The 22,927-nt window shown below is 37.9% G+C and carries 20 protein-coding genes and 1 pseudogene; 10 read left to right on the top strand and 11 right to left on the bottom strand.

Going from position 1 to position 22,927, the window contains the following annotated elements; genetic code table 11:
• Positions 1-3 precede the first annotated feature (3 nt).
• From trpA to ndhL, 3 genes are all read right to left on the bottom strand, one after another.
• Positions 4-804 (bottom strand): tryptophan synthase subunit alpha, encoded by an 801-nt coding sequence (gene trpA, locus NIES592_RS13650; protein WP_073556017.1) that lies wholly within the window; start codon positions 802-804, stop codon positions 4-6.
• 102 nt (positions 805-906) lie between these two features.
• Complete coding sequence (locus NIES592_RS13645; RefSeq protein WP_009454702.1) at positions 907-1,218, bottom strand: DUF3007 family protein; 312 nt, start codon at positions 1,216-1,218, stop codon at positions 907-909.
• Between the two features lie 25 nt (positions 1,219-1,243).
• Positions 1,244-1,456, bottom strand: coding sequence for an NAD(P)H-quinone oxidoreductase subunit L (ndhL, locus tag NIES592_RS13640; RefSeq protein ID WP_073556066.1), 213 nt, complete (start codon positions 1,454-1,456; stop codon positions 1,244-1,246).
• A 958-nt stretch (positions 1,457-2,414) separates the two neighbouring features.
• On the opposite strand from ndhL, the gene NIES592_RS13635 reads away from it, so the two are divergent.
• Positions 2,415-3,722: a hypothetical protein gene (locus tag NIES592_RS13635; protein WP_073556016.1), complete on the top strand. Its 1,308-nt coding sequence runs from the start codon at positions 2,415-2,417 to the stop codon at positions 3,720-3,722.
• Between the two features lie 74 nt (positions 3,723-3,796).
• On the opposite strand, the gene NIES592_RS13630 is transcribed toward NIES592_RS13635, so the two are convergent.
• Positions 3,797-4,714, bottom strand: a complete 918-nt coding sequence (locus NIES592_RS13630) for a lysylphosphatidylglycerol synthase domain-containing protein (RefSeq protein WP_073556015.1) — start codon at positions 4,712-4,714, stop codon at positions 3,797-3,799.
• Positions 4,715-5,115: 401 nt separating this feature from the next.
• Between NIES592_RS13630 and NIES592_RS26285 the strand changes: the two are divergent.
• A pseudogene (locus NIES592_RS26285) lies at positions 5,116-5,232 on the top strand (DUF6658 family protein); the annotation flags it as partial.
• Positions 5,233-5,309: 77 nt separating this feature from the next.
• Complete coding sequence (locus NIES592_RS13625) at positions 5,310-5,882, top strand: DUF6658 family protein (RefSeq protein WP_062247264.1); 573 nt, start codon at positions 5,310-5,312, stop codon at positions 5,880-5,882.
• 154 nt (positions 5,883-6,036) lie between these two features.
• On the opposite strand, the gene larC is transcribed toward NIES592_RS13625, so the two are convergent.
• Positions 6,037-7,359 (bottom strand): nickel pincer cofactor biosynthesis protein LarC, encoded by a 1,323-nt coding sequence (gene larC / locus NIES592_RS13620; RefSeq protein WP_073556014.1) that lies wholly within the window; start codon positions 7,357-7,359, stop codon positions 6,037-6,039.
• Positions 7,360-7,452: 93 nt separating this feature from the next.
• Between larC and NIES592_RS13615 the strand changes: the two genes are divergently transcribed.
• The 5 genes from NIES592_RS13615 to NIES592_RS13595 all read left to right on the top strand — a co-directional run bounded on the left by NIES592_RS13615 (position 7,453) and on the right by NIES592_RS13595 (position 12,229).
• Positions 7,453-8,112, top strand: coding sequence for an L-threonylcarbamoyladenylate synthase (locus NIES592_RS13615; RefSeq protein ID WP_073556013.1), 660 nt, complete (start codon positions 7,453-7,455; stop codon positions 8,110-8,112).
• A gap of 354 nt (positions 8,113-8,466) precedes the next feature.
• Positions 8,467-9,657 carry a HetZ-related protein gene (locus NIES592_RS13610; protein ID WP_073556012.1) on the top strand — a complete coding sequence of 397 codons (1,191 nt, stop codon included), beginning with the start codon at positions 8,467-8,469 and terminating at the stop codon, positions 9,655-9,657.
• A gap of 478 nt (positions 9,658-10,135) precedes the next feature.
• Positions 10,136-10,342 carry a DUF751 family protein gene (locus NIES592_RS13605; RefSeq protein ID WP_009454713.1) on the top strand — a complete coding sequence of 69 codons (207 nt, stop codon included), beginning with the start codon at positions 10,136-10,138 and terminating at the stop codon, positions 10,340-10,342.
• 178 nt (positions 10,343-10,520) lie between these two features.
• Positions 10,521-10,913, top strand: a complete 393-nt coding sequence (rbfA, locus tag NIES592_RS13600; protein ID WP_062250616.1) for a 30S ribosome-binding factor RbfA — start codon at positions 10,521-10,523, stop codon at positions 10,911-10,913.
• Positions 10,914-11,992: 1,079 nt separating this feature from the next.
• Positions 11,993-12,229 (top strand): DUF4327 family protein, encoded by a 237-nt coding sequence (locus tag NIES592_RS13595; RefSeq protein WP_009454716.1) that lies wholly within the window; start codon positions 11,993-11,995, stop codon positions 12,227-12,229.
• A 342-nt stretch (positions 12,230-12,571) separates the two neighbouring features.
• On the opposite strand, the gene NIES592_RS13590 is transcribed toward NIES592_RS13595, so the two are convergent.
• On the bottom strand, positions 12,572-12,925 hold the full coding sequence (locus NIES592_RS13590; RefSeq protein WP_062247259.1) for a hypothetical protein: 354 nt from the start codon (positions 12,923-12,925) through the stop codon (positions 12,572-12,574).
• Positions 12,926-13,345: 420 nt separating this feature from the next.
• Here NIES592_RS13590 and NIES592_RS13585 point away from each other — a divergent pair, with 420 nt between their 5' ends.
• Both NIES592_RS13585 and NIES592_RS13580 read left to right on the top strand, forming a co-directional pair.
• Positions 13,346-14,248, top strand: coding sequence for a cation diffusion facilitator family transporter (locus tag NIES592_RS13585; protein ID WP_073556011.1), 903 nt, complete (start codon positions 13,346-13,348; stop codon positions 14,246-14,248).
• Positions 14,249-14,511: 263 nt separating this feature from the next.
• Positions 14,512-14,907 (top strand): nuclear transport factor 2 family protein, encoded by a 396-nt coding sequence (locus NIES592_RS13580; protein ID WP_062247257.1) that lies wholly within the window; start codon positions 14,512-14,514, stop codon positions 14,905-14,907.
• Between the two features lie 288 nt (positions 14,908-15,195).
• Here NIES592_RS13580 and NIES592_RS13575 read toward each other — a convergent pair whose 3' ends face one another.
• The 5 genes from NIES592_RS13575 to NIES592_RS13555 all read right to left on the bottom strand — a co-directional run bounded on the left by NIES592_RS13575 (position 15,196) and on the right by NIES592_RS13555 (position 22,877).
• Positions 15,196-16,092, bottom strand: a complete 897-nt coding sequence (locus NIES592_RS13575; protein ID WP_062247256.1) for a ParA family protein — start codon at positions 16,090-16,092, stop codon at positions 15,196-15,198.
• A 151-nt stretch (positions 16,093-16,243) separates the two neighbouring features.
• Positions 16,244-18,793 (bottom strand): DNA translocase FtsK, encoded by a 2,550-nt coding sequence (locus NIES592_RS13570; protein WP_073556010.1) that lies wholly within the window; start codon positions 18,791-18,793, stop codon positions 16,244-16,246.
• A 13-nt stretch (positions 18,794-18,806) separates the two neighbouring features.
• Positions 18,807-20,903 (bottom strand): ATP-binding protein, encoded by a 2,097-nt coding sequence (locus NIES592_RS13565; RefSeq protein WP_073556009.1) that lies wholly within the window; start codon positions 20,901-20,903, stop codon positions 18,807-18,809.
• 58 nt (positions 20,904-20,961) lie between these two features.
• A complete protein-coding gene (locus NIES592_RS13560; RefSeq protein WP_073556008.1) occupies positions 20,962-21,807 on the bottom strand; it encodes a transcription factor RcaD in 846 nt (281 codons plus the stop codon).
• Positions 21,808-21,929: 122 nt separating this feature from the next.
• On the bottom strand, positions 21,930-22,877 hold the full coding sequence (locus NIES592_RS13555) for a glycosyltransferase family 2 protein (protein WP_073556007.1): 948 nt from the start codon (positions 22,875-22,877) through the stop codon (positions 21,930-21,932).
• Positions 22,878-22,927 lie beyond the last annotated feature (50 nt).

Here is a 22,927-nt window from a genome sequence, read left to right as displayed (position 1 = left end):
GATTTATGAACTAGCGATCGCTTGCTTGAGGCTTTGACAAAAGGAGGCTATTTTCTCTAATCCCTCTTGGGGTGTACCTTCAGCGAGTCGCTTCACAAACGCACTACCAACAATAGCCGCATCTGCACCCCAGTCCTTGACTTGTCGGGCTTGTTCTGGTTGGGAAATACCAAAACCCACACCAATGGGTTTGTCAGTCACACTACGAACTTGCTTGAGTAATTCTGACACTCGGGATTCCATATGCTCGCGCATCCCCGTTACACCTGTGACACTGACTAAATATATGAATCCTTGGGAAGCGCGGGCGATTGCTTCTATGCGCTCAGCAGAACTGGTGGGAGCGACCAATAAAATTACATCTATGCCGATTTTTGCTGCTGGTTCGAGTAAATTTGCAGCTTCTTCTAGGGGTAAATCTGGCACAACTAAACCAGCGACACCAGCAGCAGCTATTTCTTGGAGAAACTTTTCTATGCCGCGATTGAGAATAGGGTTGTAGTAGGTGAAGAGAACTATAGGCGATCGTAAACTGGGAGTAGTTACTTTGAGCATTTCTAGCACTTGCTCTAGGGTTGTTCCCCTTTCTAAAGCACGGGTAGCAGCAGCTTGAATCACTGGCCCATCCGCCAAAGGGTCGGAGTAGGGAACACCCAACTCAATTATGTCAGCACCACTGCGATCCAGAGTTCGCAAAGCTGCGGCAGTTGTTTCGATATCTGGATCGCCAGCAGTGATAAATGGGATTAAAGCACACTCACGGTTGCGTTTGAGGTTTTCAAAGCAGAGGGAAATTGTGGTCATTGGTCATTTAGTAATTGTTGTTTGTTGTTTGTTGTTGGTTGTTTGTTGTGGGAAGCAACAAACAACTATCAACCACCAACACACAATAGCCAAGTGACAATTCTACACCTGCGAACCCTTTTCTTGTTCGATCTCGGCTTGAATTTTTGCTAGTTCTTCGGGAGAAAGTTCTTCTAACCGCTTTTGGAAATAAGCCTCTTCGTACTGCTTTCGCTGTTGATGGTAGGTCATTTTGTGGCTAACTACCCGAAAAAGATAGGTCAGTAACCAGCCAATTAACCCACCGACCAGCAAGACTTGGCTCCAGATACCTGCTTCTAAATTATCTAGACCAGCCAGTCGCAACACTAGATATGCCAAGCCACCTGTAAGAAAAACGCCAAAACCAATTCCGAGAGCGTCCAGACGTCGCATGAGTATTATGACCTGCCAACTTTATTTACGCTTCAATTTGCTGCCGTTTTGGTCGTAAATTTACGAACGGCGACAGAACCAACAAACCCGGAAAGAAGAAGAACACTAGAAAATACATAAATGCGCGTTCCAGGGAACTAGCTACATACCAACGCTGATTCAGGTAAAACAACACAGCTACTGGTATGACTAACAAATAAGCTCCCGCCAAAACTATATATAGCAGCGGTACTATAATTCCTTCTTCAATCATAGGTTTCCTCTTTCAGCAGAAATGACCAAAGGGTGCATCTGCTTTCCATCATAGTACCCCCTTAGACCCCTTCTTCTTGGAGCAGTTTCACTTTTCCAAGAAATTTTTTATGGTTACTAGTTGGCAAATCACAAATTTGATGCTCAAATAGATCGAGGAACAATTGAATACTCTATAATCAACAAAAGCAAATCCCAAAGTTACCTGGGGGTGTGGCGGAATGGTAGACGCTACGGACTTAAGTAATTGAGCCTTAAAGAAGAAACTCTTTAAGTGAATGCTCTCAAATTCAGGGGAACCTAAATCTGGCAACAGACATGGCAATCCTGAGCCAAGCCCAACAGTTTTAGACTTTAGATTTTAGATATCTAAAATCCAAAATCTAAAATCCAGGGAAGGTGCAGAGACCCGACGGGAGCTACCCTAACGTTAAGTCGAGGGTAAAGGGAGAGTCCAATTCTCAAAGCTTAAAGTAACTTAGTGTTACGGGCAGTGGCGAAAGCTACGGGAGAATGAAAATCCGTTGACCGTAAAAGGTCGTGAGGGTTCAAGTCCCTCCACCCCCATAAATAAAGTTAAAGTTGTGATGGTGTGTAGATAACGATTAGCTGTAAGCATGGCTAATGGTGGTGTTTTTAAACGCAGAGGAACCCTGAGTAGACGCGGAGGGGCGCTGAGTTTTTTTACAGGGGATTCGTTACTAAGTAATTTTATCAATTTTCTATAAAGAAAAATTGAAATTATTAAAGAGTAGATTGATACTCTTGTGTATCAGGATGAAGCACTTAAAAATATAAGTAATATCAAGTTCGGCTAGTTGATCGCAATGTTATGTTTTGCTGTTGGTTATTGGTTTCCCCATTACTAATTACCAGCCAATGCCACGGTGTAAGCATTCAGACGAACGCGATATAAGCTATATTTTGATTTTTGAGAACAATAAATGACTACTCATATTTTACGAAATATTCATGTTAATGCACATATTTTGAAATCTGATGTAGAGCAACTAGATCTACAGTTTGTGCAGGAAAAATTTTATAGTTTTTTTGTAGATATTGTGAATAAATATACTCCGGAGGATGTGTTATTTGAATTTAAAAGTATATTTTTGGATTGTCTAAGTTTGAAAAGTTTAGATATTATTTCAAGCATTTATGAAGTATTTATTAATAATGAGCGGGATTTCCACAATACTCTGAAGCGTTGTTGTTATATTTTAGTTAATAATTGGGAAAGTAGTAGAAAACATAAGTATACTCAAGCTTTAATTGAGTTAATTGCTGGCTACAAGTCAGCTACAATTTACCACGAACATACAAGAAGAACGGTTTTTCAAACTTGGTTAAATAATTTTATTGATAGTCAAGACTTTCAAGAACTGAAGTTGTTTGCATATAAAAATGAAAACAAAGCTAACGGTCATTGGGTGAATCGCTATACTTCCTATCTTTTGGCTGCCCAAGTTGTAGATAAAAAGAATCCAAAAGAACAAAAAGAAGCGGCTAAAAAAGCTTCTAAGCAGCTAAAAGATAAATTTAAGTTTGAACTTGCAATGTATGTTGCTCGTTCTCAGTCAAATACTTCTAGCCAGACACGTTATAGAAATCCTAGTGTATTAGGAGATGATATTTTACGTTTAATCAAGGCAATCATTGTTAGAAAAGGTGTGTTTAGTTATGACAATATTGCTAATATTTTTCTCAAGCAAACTCAAAATGAAACTTTTAAAGATTTTAAAGAAAGTCTAGTAAAGTATCTAATTTTTTCTGTACAGCAACCAAAGTTTGTAGACACTTTGCAGCAACAGCTATCAGAAAAGCTTTTGACTTGGAAACCAGAATATAATGATGTAATTATCAACAAATATTTGTTGTTAAGAACTTGTAATCGGATGATTGATTTTTTAACAACAGAGAATAGCGTTAAACCTTCACCTTTATTTATTTTATTGCTTTCTCAGGGACACCCTCTGACGTTAGTAATTGTCTTATTGAAAATAATTTTAATTTGCAAACATTCCCGTAGTCATTTGGAATCTCGCATTGCTCATTTGATTCGTTATTATGATAGATATTCAGAAGCAGAATGCCAATGGTTCATTAACTTTATTGAAATTTTCAATATCACATTTGCAATTTATGCTGAGAATGTTGAATATAACTTAATTAAGGTAGAAGAAACGGAGAAAGCCCACGAAGTCGAATTTGATCCGAATGCTTATCGTGTGTTTTCTCAATTGAAACGTTGATTGTTCGTTGTTGGTTGTTGGTTGGTGGTTGTTTTCTGGTTTCTTCCTTGTCTTCCCGCTCCTCGATCCCCAATTTATCTAAACAGGCGTTCGTCAAGCCAAGCTAAACCTGCACCGAGAGTTTCAGCGAGGATACTGACTAGGCGATATACACCTGTTGCACTAATGACTACTGCGGCAGCAAAATAGTTTTGTAAAAGTGCGATCGCAGTTGCTTCAAACACACCTAATCCACCAGGCGCACCGGGAACAACAAGCCCAAGTAACCAAGCAAAACTAAAAGCAGTAAATAATAATGGAATTTGACTTGAATTCACAGCACTCAGTGCATAAAAAATCAAAATAAACCCTATACCGCGCAGTACCAAAAATCCTAATTCTCCTAATAAAGGTTGGAGCGGGTAGCGTTCCATAGTGAAACTAACATCTGAGATTGTTGTGCGATTAGAATTTTTGGTTTTTAAGCGGTGTAGCAAGCGAATTAATAGATTTAAAAACTGGGGATGAAAGACACAAAGCACTACAAACAAACCCAGGATTTGCCCTATATGCACAGTTAAATTAGTATTTGTTTTAACAAATATACTGCCTAATAAGGCAACAATTAAAGCTGCTGCTGCCATTAATAAAGGTTCTAGTAATACGCTAAGAGTGGCTGCACTAGTAGAAACATTCGCATTTTTTGCTGCCATAATCCGCCCATAGTAATGCCAAACATTACCAGGCAAATACTTACCAATGTTGGTTTGCAGGTAAATCTGGATAAATTGCACAGATGGTACAGGTTGATTTAAATTTCGGAGAATCCAAGTCCAAATCCAGCCAGCCCAAGTGTGTCCTAGTAAAGTTACACCAGTTGCGATCGCTATCATTGCCCATCCTGCTGCATCAATGCGAATAGCAGCAATTCCTTGCCAATTATCCTTTAGGGCTTTTGCCAAAAAAAATAGCGTTCCACCCAAAATTAACCAGCGTAAAATTTTTTTGATCATTGCGGAGATTTAACTATTCGGCTAGCCTTTGGTTAAACAACTCAAATAATACAGTAGAGACAGAGTATTTGGGTAACAATCCTTTAACTTGATAGAAATAATTAAACTTAATATCGTACCTCTTTGCCTTCTTATTTATTCCTTCTTTTTGATTTCTTATACTTATATACCTCTTAAGTTAGATAAAAAAATCCAGAGTTAGTAACAATAATGTGACTTACGCTAGAGGAAAAGCCTCCTTTTAAATACGTATTCTTAGAAATCGATTGTTGTACTCAACAAAAATCAACTCCAACAATAAAACTAACTGAGCTTAACATTTTCTCAGAGTAGATTAATTGTTTTGTGTTGAAAGGAGGAATTGGTGAACAAATTAATTAAATTTGTAAAAAAAACTACGTCTGCGCCAAGTTTTAACTGTATTTTTGGCAGGATTATTGTTAATAGTAAATACTGCTTGTAGTAGTAAGTATGCTCAAGGCGCCCAGCCATATAATCCACCTGTACAAGCTGGCGGATAGGATTCATTTCTCCAGGGTAAGTAATCAGATTATTGGTAATTTAAAATTCAAAACTACAAAAAAGGAGTTTCACCATGAGTCAAGTAATTTCTTTTTTCAAACGAATTCGTTTGTCTCAGGTTGTCACAGCTTTTTTAGCAAGCGTTTTGCTATTTTTTACACAAGCTTGTAATGCTGCATCAGCTACAGCGCCTAAGTCTCTTTCACAGCCATCTGTGGGGCCTAATTCTGAAACCTACGTTCCTAAAGGTGATAACATTCTGAACCCCGCTGAAGGTGGGATGAATAATTTTAGTGATAGAGATCCCAGAGCAACAAGTGATGTAAAAGCTAGAGCTCAATTCCTAAAAGAAAACGCTGCCCAAGAAAAAGCTGAAAAATCAACCAATAATCCAGCAGAAGCTATCCGCCGTGTAGGTTCAGATATTGGAGGAATTGGTAAAAATGTTCAGCAAAAAGCTGAAGATGTAGGTAATAAAGCTCAAGGTACTGCTGAAGATTTTACTAAGGGAACTAAGCAAGGACTAAAAAATATCCAAGGTAATGTTCAGGATGCTGGCGATTACGCAAAAGATACTGCTCAAAGCACAGCTGGCGCTAGTAATCCCATCGATGCAGCGAACAAGGCTTTTAGAGACGCTGATTAATTAATGTAAGTCTCGTACTTTTTACCTGTTAGCCTGCTGACGCAGGCTAAGTTTTTTATAGATATAGCGAACACAGATGCACACAGATGCACACGGATGGATCATGGGTTTGCTGTTAAGTTGATCGCTCAAGACAAATGTAAGATAGCTAAAGCTAATTATTGATTTGACTTTTCTGCTCCTTATTTGTGACTTCTGTAATCAGTCTATGATTTTGTACATACCAATGATGGAGTGCGATTCGGTGAATTTCTCGCCAAGGAATATTGTTTTTTCTCGCTAATTCTGCACAATCTTCGTATTCTGGCTGGACGTTATTGATAACTTTATTATTTACGTTTCCTATCCATGCTACTTTGACACGCACTACACCATATTCTGTTTCTACTTTTTGAATTTCTCGCTGTAAAATCGTGCGTTGCTGCTGAAAGTGACGAATACCTAAAGTTGTAGTTTCACGGAATAAAACTTTTTTACAACTGACTAGATTTTCTGGCGGACAAATGACTGTAAGCAAAATTCCTGGACGGGACTTTTTCATGCCAATGGACTGGGTAAAGACATCTACTGCACCCGCAGCAAATAATGCTTCAAATAAATAACCGATCGCTTGCGGACTTAAGTCGTCTATTTGGGTTTCCAGGACTGATATAGTTTCTACAGTTGAACTAGTGGCAAATGAGCGATCGCTAATTCCGATGTCAGTAATCGACAAATCTATTGCTTCCCCTAACCATAGGCGTAATATATTGGGAATTGGTAAGTTGAGATTACCTGCTCCCAGTCCGACTTGTTTAATATTCATGGGAGGTGGTGAACCAAACTCTTTGGCAAGTGTAGTGGCGATCGCGGCACCCGTTGGTGTCACAAGTTCCCGTTCAATTCCGTTACTGTAAACAGGACAGCTACGCATTTCCCACAACTTCAACACTGCTGGTACTGGTACTGCCATTTGTCCATGGGCAGCGCGCACTGTCCCCCCGCCGGTGGGAAATGCTGAACAATAAAGTAAGGGTAATCCTGTTTCGTCACTGTCAATACCCAACCAATCCAATCCCAAGCAAGTACCAACAATATCTACAATGGCGTCAACTGCACCTACTTCATGAAAGTGAACTTTTTGGGGGGCGATACCATGCACTGCACCTTCGGCAACTGCTAACTGTCGAAATACTGCCAAACTCCAAGCTTCTGCCCTTAGGGGTAATTTCGCTTGCAGAATCATTTGTTCTATTTCACCCAAGTGGCGGTGGTGATAGTGATCATGATGCTTGGACAATAAATCGACATGAACTTTGGTCGCTTGCTGACCATTACGCTGAACAAGCTCAGCCCATAATTTATATTCCTGTACAATACCTAAATGATTAAGTTTGTCTATTAAGTATTCCAAGGGAACACCCAGACTTACCAATGTTCCCAAACACATATCACCGGAAATTCCCGATGGACACTGAAGATAAGCAAGTTTAGTCATATATCTTTGTTGTTAGTAGTTAGTTGTTAGTAGTTAGTTGTTCACCTTTTACCACTATCCACTATCCACTAACCACTATCTATTCCCAAATCTATGGCAAAAATTTTCTCAGTTCATCCTGATAATCCCCAGCCCCGTCGAATAGAGGAGATAAAGACGGCACTTTCTGATGGTGCAGTGATGCTTTATCCTACTGATACAGTTTACGCGATCGGTTGTGATTTAAATGCGAAGTCGGCGGTGGAACGAGTACGGAAAATTAAACAGCTAGCAAATGACAAACCATTAACGTTTTTGTGTTCATCGCTTTCCAATGTGGCGACTTATGCAAATGTCAGCGACACTGCTTACCGAATTATGAAGCACCTGATTCCGGGACCATATACGTTTTTGCTACCTGCTACAAAATTAGTTCCGCGTTTGGTGCAAAGTCCGAAACGGAAAACTACTGGGATAAGAGTGCCGAATCATAAGGTGTGCTTGGAACTGCTGTCAGCCTTAGGAAATCCGATTATTTCGACCTCAGCACATTTGCCACCAGATGAGACAAATAATGGAATTTTGGGAGTAGAAGAAGAACAAATTTTATCGCGAGTAGAATTATTTGACCGTTTGGAAGGATTGGTCGATCTTATTGTAGACACTGGCGAACAACCAAACTATGAAGTGTCTACAATTTTGGATTTAACTGGAGAGGAACCAATGATGATCAGGCAGGGTTTAGGTTGGGAAAGAGCGACAGCATGGGTATAAGAAATTTACTTCACAGGCAATTGATTGAATTTCGGAAACTGTAAAGAAAAAAACACCAGTTTAATGATTGTCATACAGACAAAGCAAAGCTCTCTTATGACCATGATCGGGATAAATCTTTGTATATTAAGGGTTTTGACTATTTTGGGGTGGTCAAGAATACCCTGGTGTCAGCCATTGTTAAGTTGCTTTTAGAAAAACCGACACATTTTCTTACCTGGAACTTACGGATATTTCTTACATTCTTAAATGTGAGCAGAGTTTGTGGTGGCGATTAAGCAATAAAAGCTTATGAGATTACCGCAGCTTCTGTTGTCATGTAGTTACGGTGCAGTACCACTCCCAAAGAAGATCATGAAAGCTAATCCAGCGAATCTACCAACCTTTACACCATCTTCTAACAGCTATAGCGATGCTTTAACGCAGTTTTTATATAAAGAAATACAAGCACACTCTAAAGCCACACCTGGTTGTATGCAAGCTGTAGCAATGCGTATAGCCAAAGAAGTGGAGCGTATATGTGATAAAAGCCATCGCATCCAAAAATCTGGACAGGTTAAGTCTTGGTTGCTGACTCTAGCACGTCATCGCTTACAAAAATGCTTGCACTATTACCAATTAGGTTCCAAGCAGGGACGGGTGGAATTACATAGCTGCTTAGGCGCTATGGTTTATCGCCACATCAGTATTGCTGGAGGTGAATTAGGATTTCAAGCTCGTTACAACTTAATTGAAGATTTCCTGCAAGCATTTTATATTGAGGCAATCAAAGCCTTCCGGCGGGAAAATGAATTACCAGAAGATTACAGCCCCCACACTCTGCTGCAACTAGCAGAATACATGGCATTTACAGAACAGTATGCTAAACGCCGGATTAATCTGGCTGGTGGTGCAAATCAGCAATTGATTATACTCCGCGCTCAAAGTTTTGCCCGGCGGCTACCCCAGGAAACAAATGTAGACTTTGAAATGGCAATAGAAGCTGCTAAGACTGAAGATGCAGAATCTTATCAGCGTAACTCGGCGGTACAACAGTTGCGATCGCAAATGGTTTCGCAACCAAGTTTTGATTTAGCTGAAGATAGCGAACGCGATCGCGTGATCTCAGAATTGGTTAAATACTTTGAATCCCAAGGTCAACAAGATTGTATAGATTACCTAGCACTGAAACTCCAAGACTTATCAGCACCAGAAATTGACCAAATTCTTGGTTTAACTAGTCGCCAGCGAGATTATCTCCAACAACGTTTTAAATACCATGTGGAAAAGTTCGCTCGTACCCATCACTGGCAATTAGTCCATCAATGGCTAGGTGTGGGTTTAGAACAAAAGCTAGGACTTTCTTCTCAACAGTGGGAACGCTTTTTGAATCAACTTTCTGAGCAACAACGGCAGATATTACAACTCAAAGCCGCTAAGCAAACAGATCAAGCGATCGCAAAAGCCCTAAAATGTACTCCCAAACAACTACAAAAGCGCTGGACTCAATTATTAGAACAAGCATGGGCTATGCGTAATGGAAATACAGAAGTTCAGACTGGTTGAAAACTTTAGTTACTTTTATATTTTATTAGTTCATGTTGACTAGTTCTTCTCGATTTCCTGGTTATAGATGCTTATTCTAAATAATTTCCTGATTTTTCCCTATTTTTCCCCCATTTCTGGGGGAACTACTCTAGGGAAACCCTACATCTGGCATCTCTACAAATGTTGTAGCGAAAAGTGAAATTTGATTTTTTTGATTTTATTTTTATATATAACTATCATCTAAAATTTCTCTTATAAAAGACAAATAAATTTAATGAAAATGTTATTATATCGATAAAATATCTCATATTTTTGTATTAAAATAATAAAATTGCTATTTTTATTCTCAAATGTGCTAAAATCCACTTTTATGTAAGTTTTTTTAAAAACTAAAATCGGCAATCCATCACATTTTTGGTGTGGGAGTGTCAAAATGTATATTAATAGGGCAGATTACAACAAACGTACAATCAAGAACAAGGCAGTTTAAAATCAAATGTTTGACGGATTTTGGGATAACGTCTTTCGCTATCAGCGCTACTTCATTACTACCCTGTTAGGCGTTTTGTTGAACACGTTTGCACCATTAGCACCCTTGTTGAAACGCCCAATTACGTTAATTGCCCTCTTGGGCTTTTTGGTAGGCGGAATTGTCTTCGTCACTCTTACCCTCCGTGCCATGCTAGGTTTGAGTACAATTTGAGTGCAAACTATACATGAGGATATATTCCCCAAATAATAGAGCTAACTGAGCAATGACAGAAAAAAGTCTGAGGATATCTGAGGGTATTGGGAAAAGGTTGGACTGAATTTCTAATCCCCAGTTCCTAAAAAAGTATAACAATGTTAACGTAGTACCTCTGTAAGGAGGCATGATTTTTATGGCCACAAGTCGCCGCGTTTCCCGCGTTGCTGAATTAATTAAACGGGAAGTTAGCCAAATGCTACTTAACGGCATAAAGGATGACCGTGTGGGTACGGGAATGGTAAGTGTGACTGATGTTGATGTTTCTGGCGATTTGCAACACGCCAAAATCTATGTGTCAATTTACGGCACAGAAGAAGCCAAAGCAGAAACAATGGCGGGCTTAAAATCGGCGACAGGTTATGTCCGTAGCGAACTCGGCGCACGAGTGCGGCTGCGTCGTACACCAGAGGTGGTGTTTATCGAAGATCGTTCTATAGAACGTGGTAGCAAGGTGTTGTCGCTATTGAACCAACTCGAACTTCAACGTCAGCCAGAAAATGGAGAAAACGAGGAAGAAGAAGTCTAATCTGCAAAATCTGTAACTTAAACAACAATTTCTTCTCAAAAATCAGCCACGCATTTTACAGACACGATCAGTTCGTGTCTGTTTCAATATGCTTAATAAGGTTTTATATTTACATAGTTGACTCGAGGTAATTGGGAAGAACGATGACTGAGTTTTCCAATTACCAACTGACAATTACCAATTATCAGGACGACAGCCCCGCTACCAAAATCTAGGTGAATTCCCCAAAATCTATTCGGGGGTGTCCCTCAAAGTGCATCTTTTCATATGCATTAGAAACTTCGTAACAATCTTTCTCGGCTATGAGAAGAATTTATAACATCAACTAAAGTTAACAATTAATGACAGAATGATTTACATAGCTTTATATTCTCACACGAATAAATATAAAGTTGTTAATTAAGACATATGATTTCAGCATATTTACTGCTAACTAAAGATGGAATACATAACACAAATATATGAATTTCAAACTACTACAACTGCTAGCCTAGTAGCAGATCAACATCATTTCAAGTTGATTCAAGATTGTTACAACTCTTCTCAAGAGGAAATTTGCTTGTTTGTATTATTAAACTTCAGCTACTAGTTGAAAGTTTATTTAAGAAATTATTAACAAACAAACCTCTACAAGGTTGAGTGGTGTATTGTAGCCCTTATGGTTTGCAGCAGTTTATACATATACTTCCACCAGATGTTCTTTGATTGTTTTTCCATAAAACAATGCAGTGTCTAAAACTGTGAATTACATACCAAAAGATCTGTGTAATTCATTTGTTTAAAAAATATCTGGCTTATGTCTGTGAATAATGAAGTTTAGTAACTGCTGCGCTGAAATCAAGCAAAGATTCACTCAACAACACCTAAATTTTCTGATTTAAGGAGCTACAAAACAATTTATCATGAATATTTGACATTCTTAACATTTCTTTACATAATTTGAGGATGGGTAGCGTCAAAATGAAAATAGTTCCGTATACCAAATTACAAAATTCCAGCTAAAGACCTACTCGTTGTTATGTTTGTTCCTAATAACTTTTTGGGAACACTACTTACGTGTAAATTTGTGAGTAAAGATCATGAGTGTGAATACGGTGCCCTCTATCAGCTACTACTCTTTGGACGTGATTCAAGATGAAGCACGACGACTTGTGCAGAAGGGAGTGGTTAGCAGACAGCAACCAATATATACTCTCTGCCAATACATCCCAGCTCGTGAGTGGGTGTGTATTGAATGTGAATTAGAAAAATGTGACTTCCTGTTACGCGATCGCATCGGCGATCTTATTGGTCGGGAAGAATGGGAAAACGACTAATCAAGAGAAAATTAACAGAAAACATTGATATTAGGTTGGGAATATATTTCTTGGATACGTGGATTTTATAAAAAAATTCAACGCCCAATTTCAAGATATTCTCTGCTTGTCATCAATATTTCCCAATCTGGATGTAACTACCTATCTGCTATCTGTTTCTACTGTTTCTCGTATCAGCAATATATTACAGCAACTTGTATGCCATATCATGAGGTGTCAACACACAGGGGCTGAAACTTGATTAAGTTTATTGATATGCCGGAGTAGTTTTGTTTTGGCAACTACTCCGGTAATTTTTTGGTGGTAGTTGTTTATTTTTTGCTCCAACCACCAATAACCAAATTACCCAACTTCCTCTAAATACAAATTCACATCTTCTATAACACGGGTGAGTTCAGCTTCTGTAGTCAAGCGAATGTTGATGTCACGGATAGTAAGTAGAACTTTGGCAGCAAAAGGTGTAGGCCAAATGTTGGGGTTACAAAAAATCTCTAAAAAGACTTCTCCTGTATAACGATATTCCATTGGGGGCTGAGGGTTAGTTTTTCCGCCACCCGGGACAGTTTTAGCAGCAACAGCTTTCAGACTATTCATTAATTGTTCTAGCGCTGCTTTTAGTTCCTGTGCTGCTTGAGGTGAAAAGCTAAAAGAGACAGAACCCTCTACTAAGTTGAGTGTCAGATGATTTCCAGACATGAGCTATTTTTGAGATATTTTGGTACAGATACCATTTTCCTGGTACAGGTAACATCAAGATCCATTTGTTTGTTAATGGTAATAATTTCCAAAATCTCAAGAATATACTAAACATGTTGTTGGTTGTTTGTGATTGGAAGTCATGACTGTAAAGGTATGACAAAAGATTATACTTCAGGAAAAATTAATAAAAATTTTCCTCAGATAAATGCTAATAAATATAGTTGCTTGAGTAATGGTATAGCCCAATTATAATCAGGTTTGTGGCTATCATTAATTAAAAAATATTTCAATAAAGTACGGTTAAATTTTGACATTATAGAAAGATAAAATCCTTACTGCGTAAGAGATTGACACATTTGATTGATGTATTTAGTTCTACACTTAGAAGTCATAGAAAATGATAGTTAAAAATCCTCTATGTCTTTAGATAACCGTGCCACAGTTAGAAAGGTTTTAATCATCACTTTATTGCTAAATATCTTCGTGATGCTATTAAAAGCAGTTGTAGGCAAGTTAACAGGTTCTTTGAGTTTGTTAGCTGATGCCTTGCATAGCGTGACCGATAGCGCTAACAATATTTTAGGATTGATTGCTAGCCGATTTTCTTCGCCCCAGCCTGATCGGGAACATCCTTACGGACATCTAAAATTTGAAGCAGTGGGTGCTTTGGGAATTGCAGCGTTTTTGGGTATAGCCTGTTTTGAAATTCTCCAAGGTGCTGTAGAACGCATTCTCAATGGTGGTGAACCAGTGAGAATATCAGCAGCAGAATTGTGGTTATTACTGGTTGTATTAGGTGTGAATATTTTCGTAACCTTTTACGAACGCCACGTAGGTGTCAAAGTCGGTAGCCCAATTTTGATCGCTGATGCTAAACATACGATGAGTGATGTTTGGGTAACTATTTCCGTGATTGGCGGTTTGATTGGTGTATGGTTGGGCTATCAGTGGTTAGATGTGGCGTTAGCTTTTCCTGTAGCTTTGTTGGTATTTTGGAGTGGCTGGACAGTTTTAAAAGAAAATTTACCTTGGCTTGTAGATCAAATTGCGATCGCACCAGAAGTGATTCATGCGATCGCCCTTTCAGTCCCTGGAGTTATAAACTGCCATGATATAGCTTCTCGGGGTGTTGTTGGTCGTCAAGTCTTTATGGAAATGCACTTAATAGTTGATGCTGAAGATGTGGAAACAGCGCATCGCATCACTGAAGAAGTAGAAAGACTGTTAGAAGAACGCTTTCGCCCAGTACGGATTGTAATTCACGTCGAACCACCAGAGTATCAGTCAGAGCAAATTAGCTTCGGATCTAACTCAAAGTAGCAAATCATTCTTGCGTTAGACCTATTCTCTGACTCTAGATAGGGGTTGTGTCCACAGGATTACTAGTATGCTGATACCATCTGGCAGAACGTTTTAATGTAGAATCACGCTTGAATGAACTCAAGTATCTTATGGCAAGCCGACCTTAATTACCTATTACCAATCACCAACAAGACTAATCATATCGTCAGCAATTAGCCGGGCTAGATATGATACTTCAATGGCTAGGAATAACATTTATTATTTTGAGCATTTGGGTAAATATGAATGCATCAGCTGAATCATCAATCAAACTAGACATTCCAACTATTATTCAGCAGGCAAAAGATGCTTGGGTTACTCTTGATGGTGATGCTTTAGCACAATTATTTACACCGGATGGTGAACTTATTGTACCTGGTCATAGATGGCAGGGACAAGCAGAAATCAGTGAGGCGGTTTCCCTTGTTGCTCAACAATCGCAAGATATCAGGATTGATATTGAACGGATGATCATCTCTGGCGAACAAGCAGTCATTGAATGGCGTTACCAGGAAACGGAAAAAGCAACTAATCATCGCAAAACAACTGACGATGCGATTGTAGTAGATTTTCGAGATGGTCGGATCAGACGTTGGCGAGAATATTTTGATACTAAAACACCATCATCTGAAGTGTGATGATGAGTTATTAGCTTAATTTAAGTTTGTAGTAGGCGTTTTCACACTTGAATGTCAGCGCTAAAATGCTTCCTACAAACTTAATAGCATGTTCGCTTAAATACTTATACTGTCGCGTGGGCTGGTAATAGGTAATGGGTAATCGGTGAGACTACTTCTTCTTGCCGTCTTGGCTTCTGCCGAGATGGCAAAGTAGCGAACCCGAAGGGTAATGGGAAAAACCAATGACCAACACCGAAGCATAATATTGTAAGCAATTAGCCGAACTTGATATAATTTTCTCTCTGGCTAAGTATATATTCTGAGTTTTTGCACTAACTCTTGAGTTAACTGAGAAAAAGCTTTAGAACCAGATGATTGGGGAGCATTTAAAATCACAGGCATAAAACTATCAACTGCTTTCGCCACATTCACATCAACTGGTATTTGAGTTTGACAAATTTTTTCTGCACCAAAATCTTGATGAACGCGTTGCATCACTTGTTTATAATATCTCCCAGTTAACAAGTTAGCGTTAGACATTGTAAAGACAATTCCCAGCATTTGAATATCAATTTTGGCTTCTTGTTCGTGACTTTCTTTGAGTTGAGCAATACGTCTTTCTAGTAACTGAATACCCACTACAGATAAAGGTTCTGGTTTAGCAGGAAGGATGTAGAAATTGCTAGTAGCCAAAGCACTACGAGTCAAAAGATTATATCCGGGAGCGCAGTCGAGAATGATAAAATCATATTCTTTGCGGACTGGTTCTAAAAGTTTACCAAGTAAAACTCTTTCAAAACGATTCCAAATGGTTTCAAAATCCTTTTCACCTAAAGTAACTGCTTGCTGATGCAGCATTTCCGAAACAACAAATTCATCATACAAATCAATATCTCCTGGTAATAAATTTAATCCAGGGAGATTACATACTTGGGATATAATTATGTCTTGAATTGTATGTTTTTGTTCTGGTTCGGGATTGATAATTTGATCTATCAGATACCTGAACGTCTTTCTGTTTTTCCGGCGCTTAGCAAATTCCATAGGCGACATGAGACTAAGTGTCGCACTAATTTGACTATCTAAGTCAAGCACCAGTACTCGCTTACCATGTTCTTTTGCTAAACAAGTCGCTATATTGACGCTGAGAGTTGTTTTACCAACCCCACCTTTCATATTTGCAGTTGCAATTACATATCCCATTAGCTGAGTCCTTTAATCACGCATTCCGATCTAAGTAGCGTAAACGTTTTGTCGTTGGGTGAAAACTTTCGGTTATTTTAAGATTTTCCGACTTGTAAAAATTATTCTTGGTTGAGCAGTCTGCATTATACCAGCGAGGGGTGGGTTTGGTTTATGTAGAAAGAATTTGAATATTACTAGCAAGTAAACTTTGTAAGCGTTCTAGCTTAGCAGCATTTTGGTAAAGTAAATCACCTTTTCCCAATAAATATGCGGCTGTTGTTTCTGTACCTCCGAGAATAATTTTTGAATCTGCTTCACTAGCAGTACGTAAGGCAACTCTCCCTGGTAAATTTGAGCGTATTATGGGAGTGACTATTTTAGCTTCGGGACGTTGAGTAGCAATAATCAGATGAATTCCAGCTGCTCTCGCCTTTGCACCCAATCGTTTAATATTTAGTTCTAGTGCTGTGCGGATTTCTTTTTCTGCCATAAAATCGGCGTATTCATCAAAAATACAGACAATTCGAGGTAAAGGCTGGCGAGAAGTTTGATTGTATGTAGTTAGATCAGCACATCCAGCTTTTTCAAACTGTTGGTAACGGGATTCCATTTCTGTTACCAATTCATCCATTAATTCAATAGCGCGATCGCTTTCTTTGACAACAGGCGCATACAACCACTGCATTTCCTCAAACTCAGGAAACGTCACTCGCTTCGGATCAACAAGAGCAATTTTTAGGTGTTTGGGTGAATGACGAATAATGAGACTGAGGAGAAGCGATCGTAAAAATTCACTCTTACCACTTCCTGTTGTACCCCCAACCAAAAAATGACAAGTATTCGGATCAGATAAATCAGCCTCCACTAACTCTCCTTCCAAATTTACCCCAACGGCAATTTTCACTGCTGCTGTGGCGGGTAAAACTTGTGATTTTATATAATCTTCAAATTTCGCAACTTGTCTATCTGAACGAGGTAAATCAACACTGACATAACCAGCTTGAGGTGCAATCAAGGGAGGATCACTCAACCCCAACTGCACTTGTAAGTCTTTAGATAAGCGCAAAATCGAGTTAACGCTTACGCCTAGATGAGGTTTCAACTTCACACGAATAAAAGCTGAACCAACAGCTGCACCTTGGTAATCAACCTTGATTTTAAAAGATTGCAGAGTTGCAACCAATTCTTCACCAATAGCATCAGCATTCACAGATTCCTGACTATTATCTGTAGAAGAGATATCTGGTGAAACAAAATAGGTTTGACATTTTTGTTTTTGAGGACAAATTTCACACAGGTGAGGCTGAGTTGTCGGCGGTGGTGGATTAGGATGGGGTGGTTCCCAAGTCAACCATTGCTGCATTTGTTGTAACTTATAAGGAATCAGTCTATGAACTGTATTTTCTAGTTCTTCCCAGGTATATTTATACTCTTTAAACTCTGGCAAAACACAATATACTGCTGAATCTACAGATACTTTCTTTTTTTTCCACAACATGTAACTATAGAGTGCAACTTGCGCTAATTGTGCTGACGGATCTACAGGCTGATAGGTTTTAAATTCGATTACACAAAGGCGCTTGAGTTCAAAGTTGAAAACTAAGCAATCAAATTCTCCTACTACTTTTTGTTTGCTTCCATCAGGTAGATCAAAATAATGTTCAAGCTTACGTCCTTCTGAGATGAAAGTGTTACTGATGAGCTTTTCTGCACTGCAATAGCGACGATTGATTACAAGTATTTCTGCGAAGCGTTTGATAAGTCCTTGTAATCCTTGCCAAACATTTAATAATGGCTGTGCTTGGTTGACATCTTTAGCAACAGTTTTTTCTAAATAAGCAGAAAATTTGAGTTGGTAAAAAAGCTGCTGCATGGTAGAGGCTATTTCCTCTATCTTTAATTGGGATGCACCAAGTTGAAATAATTCTTTAAATTTTGGTTCATCAGTAGCTAAATTCATGAATTCATTAGCTAAATAATGAAATGCATTACCAATACCAAGTTTATTGTCTGATGGTATAAATAAGCTATTGCCGCCAAAATGCTGATGCAAATAAAATAGGCGAGGACACTCAAAAGCAACTCTAACTTTAGTAGCAGATAAAGATAAATTTTCAGATACATCTTTTGAGTGCTTTGAGGTGTTAGGCATATGAGCAAAAATATTACTGACAGTATTATGATTTAAAATTTTTAATAAATATTGATGCACAGCAGCTAGGTACACTGTATCCATTGCGGCATAATGTAGCTGTTTTTCCGTCAAAGGACGCTTTCCCCAGTCACTTCCCTGTTCTTCTTTGTTGACATCACAAAAGTGACATAATTCAGTAGCTAAAGTTTTGAGTTGCAAGTTAGATACTTTTAAAATATCTTTTTTAATCCTTCTTGCTATTTTCAGAGTACAAGTAACATTCTGTGCAGAATTTCCACCTAAATACTTTAAATCAAAACTAGCATTATGAAATATTTTTTCAACTTTGGGATTAATCATAATTTGGTTAATAAAAAATAAAACCAAATCAGGCTGATGCAACACATCAAGAATATAAGCAAATTTTCCTGTCAAATCTCTAGATTCTATTAGTACCTGAATTAATGACAATTTTGGCTCAGAAGTTTGCCAATCTGCAACTTCTGTATCTAACCATAGTGTTTTCGCCAGGGCAAATTTTGCTATTTGCATCCTGATTTCAGTAGGTTCTTTCAGGTACTGCATGGCTAAACATTAATTATATTTTATTGACTAAACAAATTAATCGGTCTTGTAACTTAGCTTTAGGATTGATAATTTTTACTTTTTGTTCCTGACATAATAACTCAATCAAGAGTTGAAGATCAGTTTCTTCGACTTCAGGAAACTGAGCAACAGACTGGGAAATTAAAGTTGCTACTCCCATATAGCTTTGAGTTTTGACTAAATTTAGCATAAAATCTTTAACTGGTCGTAAATCTTTTTTGCCGTTTCTATCATCACTATCAGAACCTTGTTGAGAAATAATTCCTAAATTCTGCAATAAAGCACATTTATTTAAAATTTTAGTTTCACGAGTTAAAGATTGTAGTTCCTGCAAAGTAATAGCTTTACCACCAAGCACCAATTCCTGAGCGATCGCAGAATTTACTAAACTATCGTATGTTGCTAAGTAATGAACTGAAGCAAGATTTGGTTTAATGTGATGATGATTGGTTCCTTTGAAAATTTGATTATAGATTTTATAACCAACCAGTTTTGTGTTTCCTACCGTGTTGATTCTAATCAAATATAGTTTTTTACAAATATTTTCTTGAATTGCTTTTTGACAAGCATTCATTATATTGAAAAAACTTGTCATATTAGCATCTTCTGTCCACACTATTCCTACTTTGTCTTGTTTATCAGGTGCTTGATAACTTAAGGAATAGCTAGCATATTTACCTTTGAGCAGTTTTGGCTTAATCGATTGTACTTGTAATGCCTCTAAAACTTCTTGCACCATCTTGATTAAGTCAGTTGCTGGTAAAAGAGATATTTTTCCTATTTTACTTTGAGTTTTCTTAAATTCCTGCTGCCATAGAAGTTGAAATTCAGCTATGATTCTTTCTCGATTTGATATATCAATTATTCTATCAGAGTCTTGATTTACGAGTGTAATAACTGGCTGATTATTATTTTGTAATGTTTTGGTAGATGAATAATTTGTTTGATGCTTAGTAGGAATTTTTACTTTGGTATTTCCTAATAAAATTTTGTATTTTTGATACTCTAATCTACCCAAGATTAGAGCATTCCTTGGCATTGTTTTACCACCAGGAAAATTTGCCTCCAATAATTGCTGAGTTAACGGAAAAATAGGTGAATTCGGTTTAGGGTTTGCTTTTTGATGTAGTGATTGTAATTTATCAGCCCAAAGCGATTCTGCTTGATCTAAATTAATAGGTTTGAGTGATACTAACCTGTCAATACGAGCTTTGTCTGATTGTAAAATATAGTTTTTGCAGCGTATCCAGTTATCCTTAACTATGCTGATAATTATTAAAAAATTTTTGAGATTGTCGTTGTGAATCGTAGTATTAATATTAAAAATAGGTTGACAGTTTGAATCAAAATTTACTGATGCTTCAACTTGATCAAAACATAAAACTATTGGTTGAGTATCAGTAGAAATTTTGCCAAAGTTAGCTAATATATTTTTTGCTGCATCCTCAGTATCAATACAGTGTTTCACTCTTAAAGCTTGCATTGATTCTTCACTTATATCATCTCCTTTTAACCACTCGCACGCAATGGTATAAAGTTCAGGATTTGTCAAGTCGTGTAGCACTCCAAAAAAAACTTCAGGATTATAAATACCTGCCTGTTGGTAGTTGTCCTTAAGATGTTTGATGAATTTTTGGCGATTATTCAGTAATAATTTCCAGACGTTACCATTTTTATTAATAAAAGCAGATAAGCTCTTTAGCCAAAGCATCAATTGAGATTCTTGCTCACCATCTGGTACTTTGATTAAACTATCAACCGTATAGCGCAAAACATGTCGCCATATATAGTCATTTTCAGCCCAAGGGCCAATATAAGCAAAAAAAGCTTTAGGATTAAATTTATGCTTGAGTCTACCTAGTAAATAACTTTTGCCAGAACCCGAATCACCTATCAGCAATACAGTACGACTGCGATAGTCTATCGTCACTAATTGTAATAATTCTTCAATCTCATTGATTGCTTCTTGATGAATAGATTCAACCACAGATTTGAAGTCTTGATGTTCAGTCCAAAAATTACCTGTTTTCAAATTTACTAGGTCAAACGGGTTAACCTCACGTTGAATAATTTCGTTGATTGATGCCATACTTAAATTTTGATGAGAGAGCGAACTTCAATTATGTGTAAAATTGCAGTAATGATTGCTAGTTAACACTGATAAAAAACAGCGAACCACCTACATTTTGTTGAATTCCAGCATCAACTTGTTCTGGAGTATAAGGTTTTGGATCTAATAGGGTACTAAACTCAATTTGATCATTCCTTTGTAACCGATACAGTGCCTTATCCAACTCATCCCGTGACAATGGTGGTTGCAACTTTTGCCGCAAATGGAAGATTGGCAAATAATTATCAGTACCAAGCTCCTTGTCTAATTTCTGGATAGTTTGTAAAATTTCTTCATCAGTGATATTGATAATCGTCTCAACATCTGACTCTGCACTGTGAACAGCTGAAGTAGAGATTTGTTCTGGTTTAACTCTCAGAGTTTTCCGCAGAAAGCGCACGTAATTATTTAGCAGATCCAACCTAATCGTTGCAGCACCTTTGGGACTGTAATCATCTCGTAAAAATTCTATTCCGCGTTCAGTCAGCCAAACCTCAGCTTTCGTTCTTTTGATTTTAAGTTCAACTTCAATTAATCCGCGATCGCTTAAAGTTTTCAATATTGTGTCTCTTTCTGCGGCTTTGAGTGAAGTAATCTTACTAGGAGTGATTTTGCCTGAAGTTTTACTTAGCTTCTCTAAAACTTTACGTTCTTTATCTGTAATCGGTAATTCGGCTGGATCAAGTTTCAATAGTGCTTGACCAGGCGATAAAATATTGACTGTGGCAATCTCACGCGAAAAGTCTACTAGGTTGCGATCGCCTAAATTTCGACATATCTTGTCTTTACCTTTAAAGCTTTTAAAAACACTACCACTAAGGCTTGCTCGATAGTTAGAACATCCTAACAGCTTTAATAAGAACTTTAACTCTTTCGTTTCCATGCGGGTAATCTTAGCTTATGTCTGAATCAGCACTACTCTAGCTCGAATGGCAATAATTTACACACCTAATTTATCGTAGCGAGAATGAGTGTGATCAGGCAAAGTGCTGTATTCTTTCTTTACTAACCCCGCACCTGTCGCAATACCTCAAACGCCTTTCCCCTCACACCCTCAGGTAGCAACGATAACCCTAACCCAGCCCACGCTTTAGCATGAGAAAAAGACTTACCTGCGAAAACTAACTCTCTACCTTTTTGCACCTCTCCCTTTTCAATCAACCGCAAACCTAACAACAACTGTGTTTCTGCAAGACGCTGTAATCTAACTTTCTCTAACTTATCTGACTCAAATTTATAACTACTTAAATACCGTAATTTATCCTGCAAATAAGGAATAGCACGATTGATTCCTTGCTGTTCTGCATGTACGCGATATTCCATCAATAATTCTGGTAAATAGTAACCCTTTTTACCTGCCAAAGCGAGTCGCACAAACAAATCATTATCCTCACAATTTTGCCAATTAGGTTGCATAAACCCTAACTCTTCCAAAGTTTGGCGACGAAATAAAGTTGCACCAATTTGAAAACTTTGCTGAACAAATACTACTTCTAATAAATTATCTACAATACCTGCTGATAAACTTGCTCTACCCCAGCGACGAGAATTTTCCTGAGTTTTGACTTCATCTCTAATATTGTCAATATCAATAATCCAATGATCAGTACCAACAAAATCAATACTAGGGTCTTGCTCCAAAATAGTGGTTGTACGTGCTAAAAAATCAGGTGTTAATCTATCATCATCATCAAACTTGATAAAATACTCACCTGTAGCAGCCTCAAACCCAGCCCGCATATTGTTGCTTTTACCAATATTTTGCGAATGGCGAATATATCTAATTCGGCTATCAGTGTATTGCGAGATTAACTTGGGTGTACCATCATGCGAACCATCGTCACAGATAATTAATTCCAAGTCTTGATAAGTCTGCTGTAGTACACTATCAATAGCAAAAGGTAAAAGCTTGACTCGGTTAAAAGTTGGAATGCAAATACTGATTTTTGGCATATTATTTTATAGGATAAAAATTCTAAAGAGCAACTTCATCGGTGTTTATC

Source organism: Fischerella major NIES-592 (assembly GCF_001904645.1).
Taxonomy (GTDB): Bacteria; Cyanobacteriota; Cyanobacteriia; order Cyanobacteriales; family Nostocaceae; genus Fischerella; species Fischerella thermalis.
The sequence above is the reverse complement of the archived record's forward strand: the minus strand, read 5'-3'. Positions and strand labels throughout refer to the sequence as shown.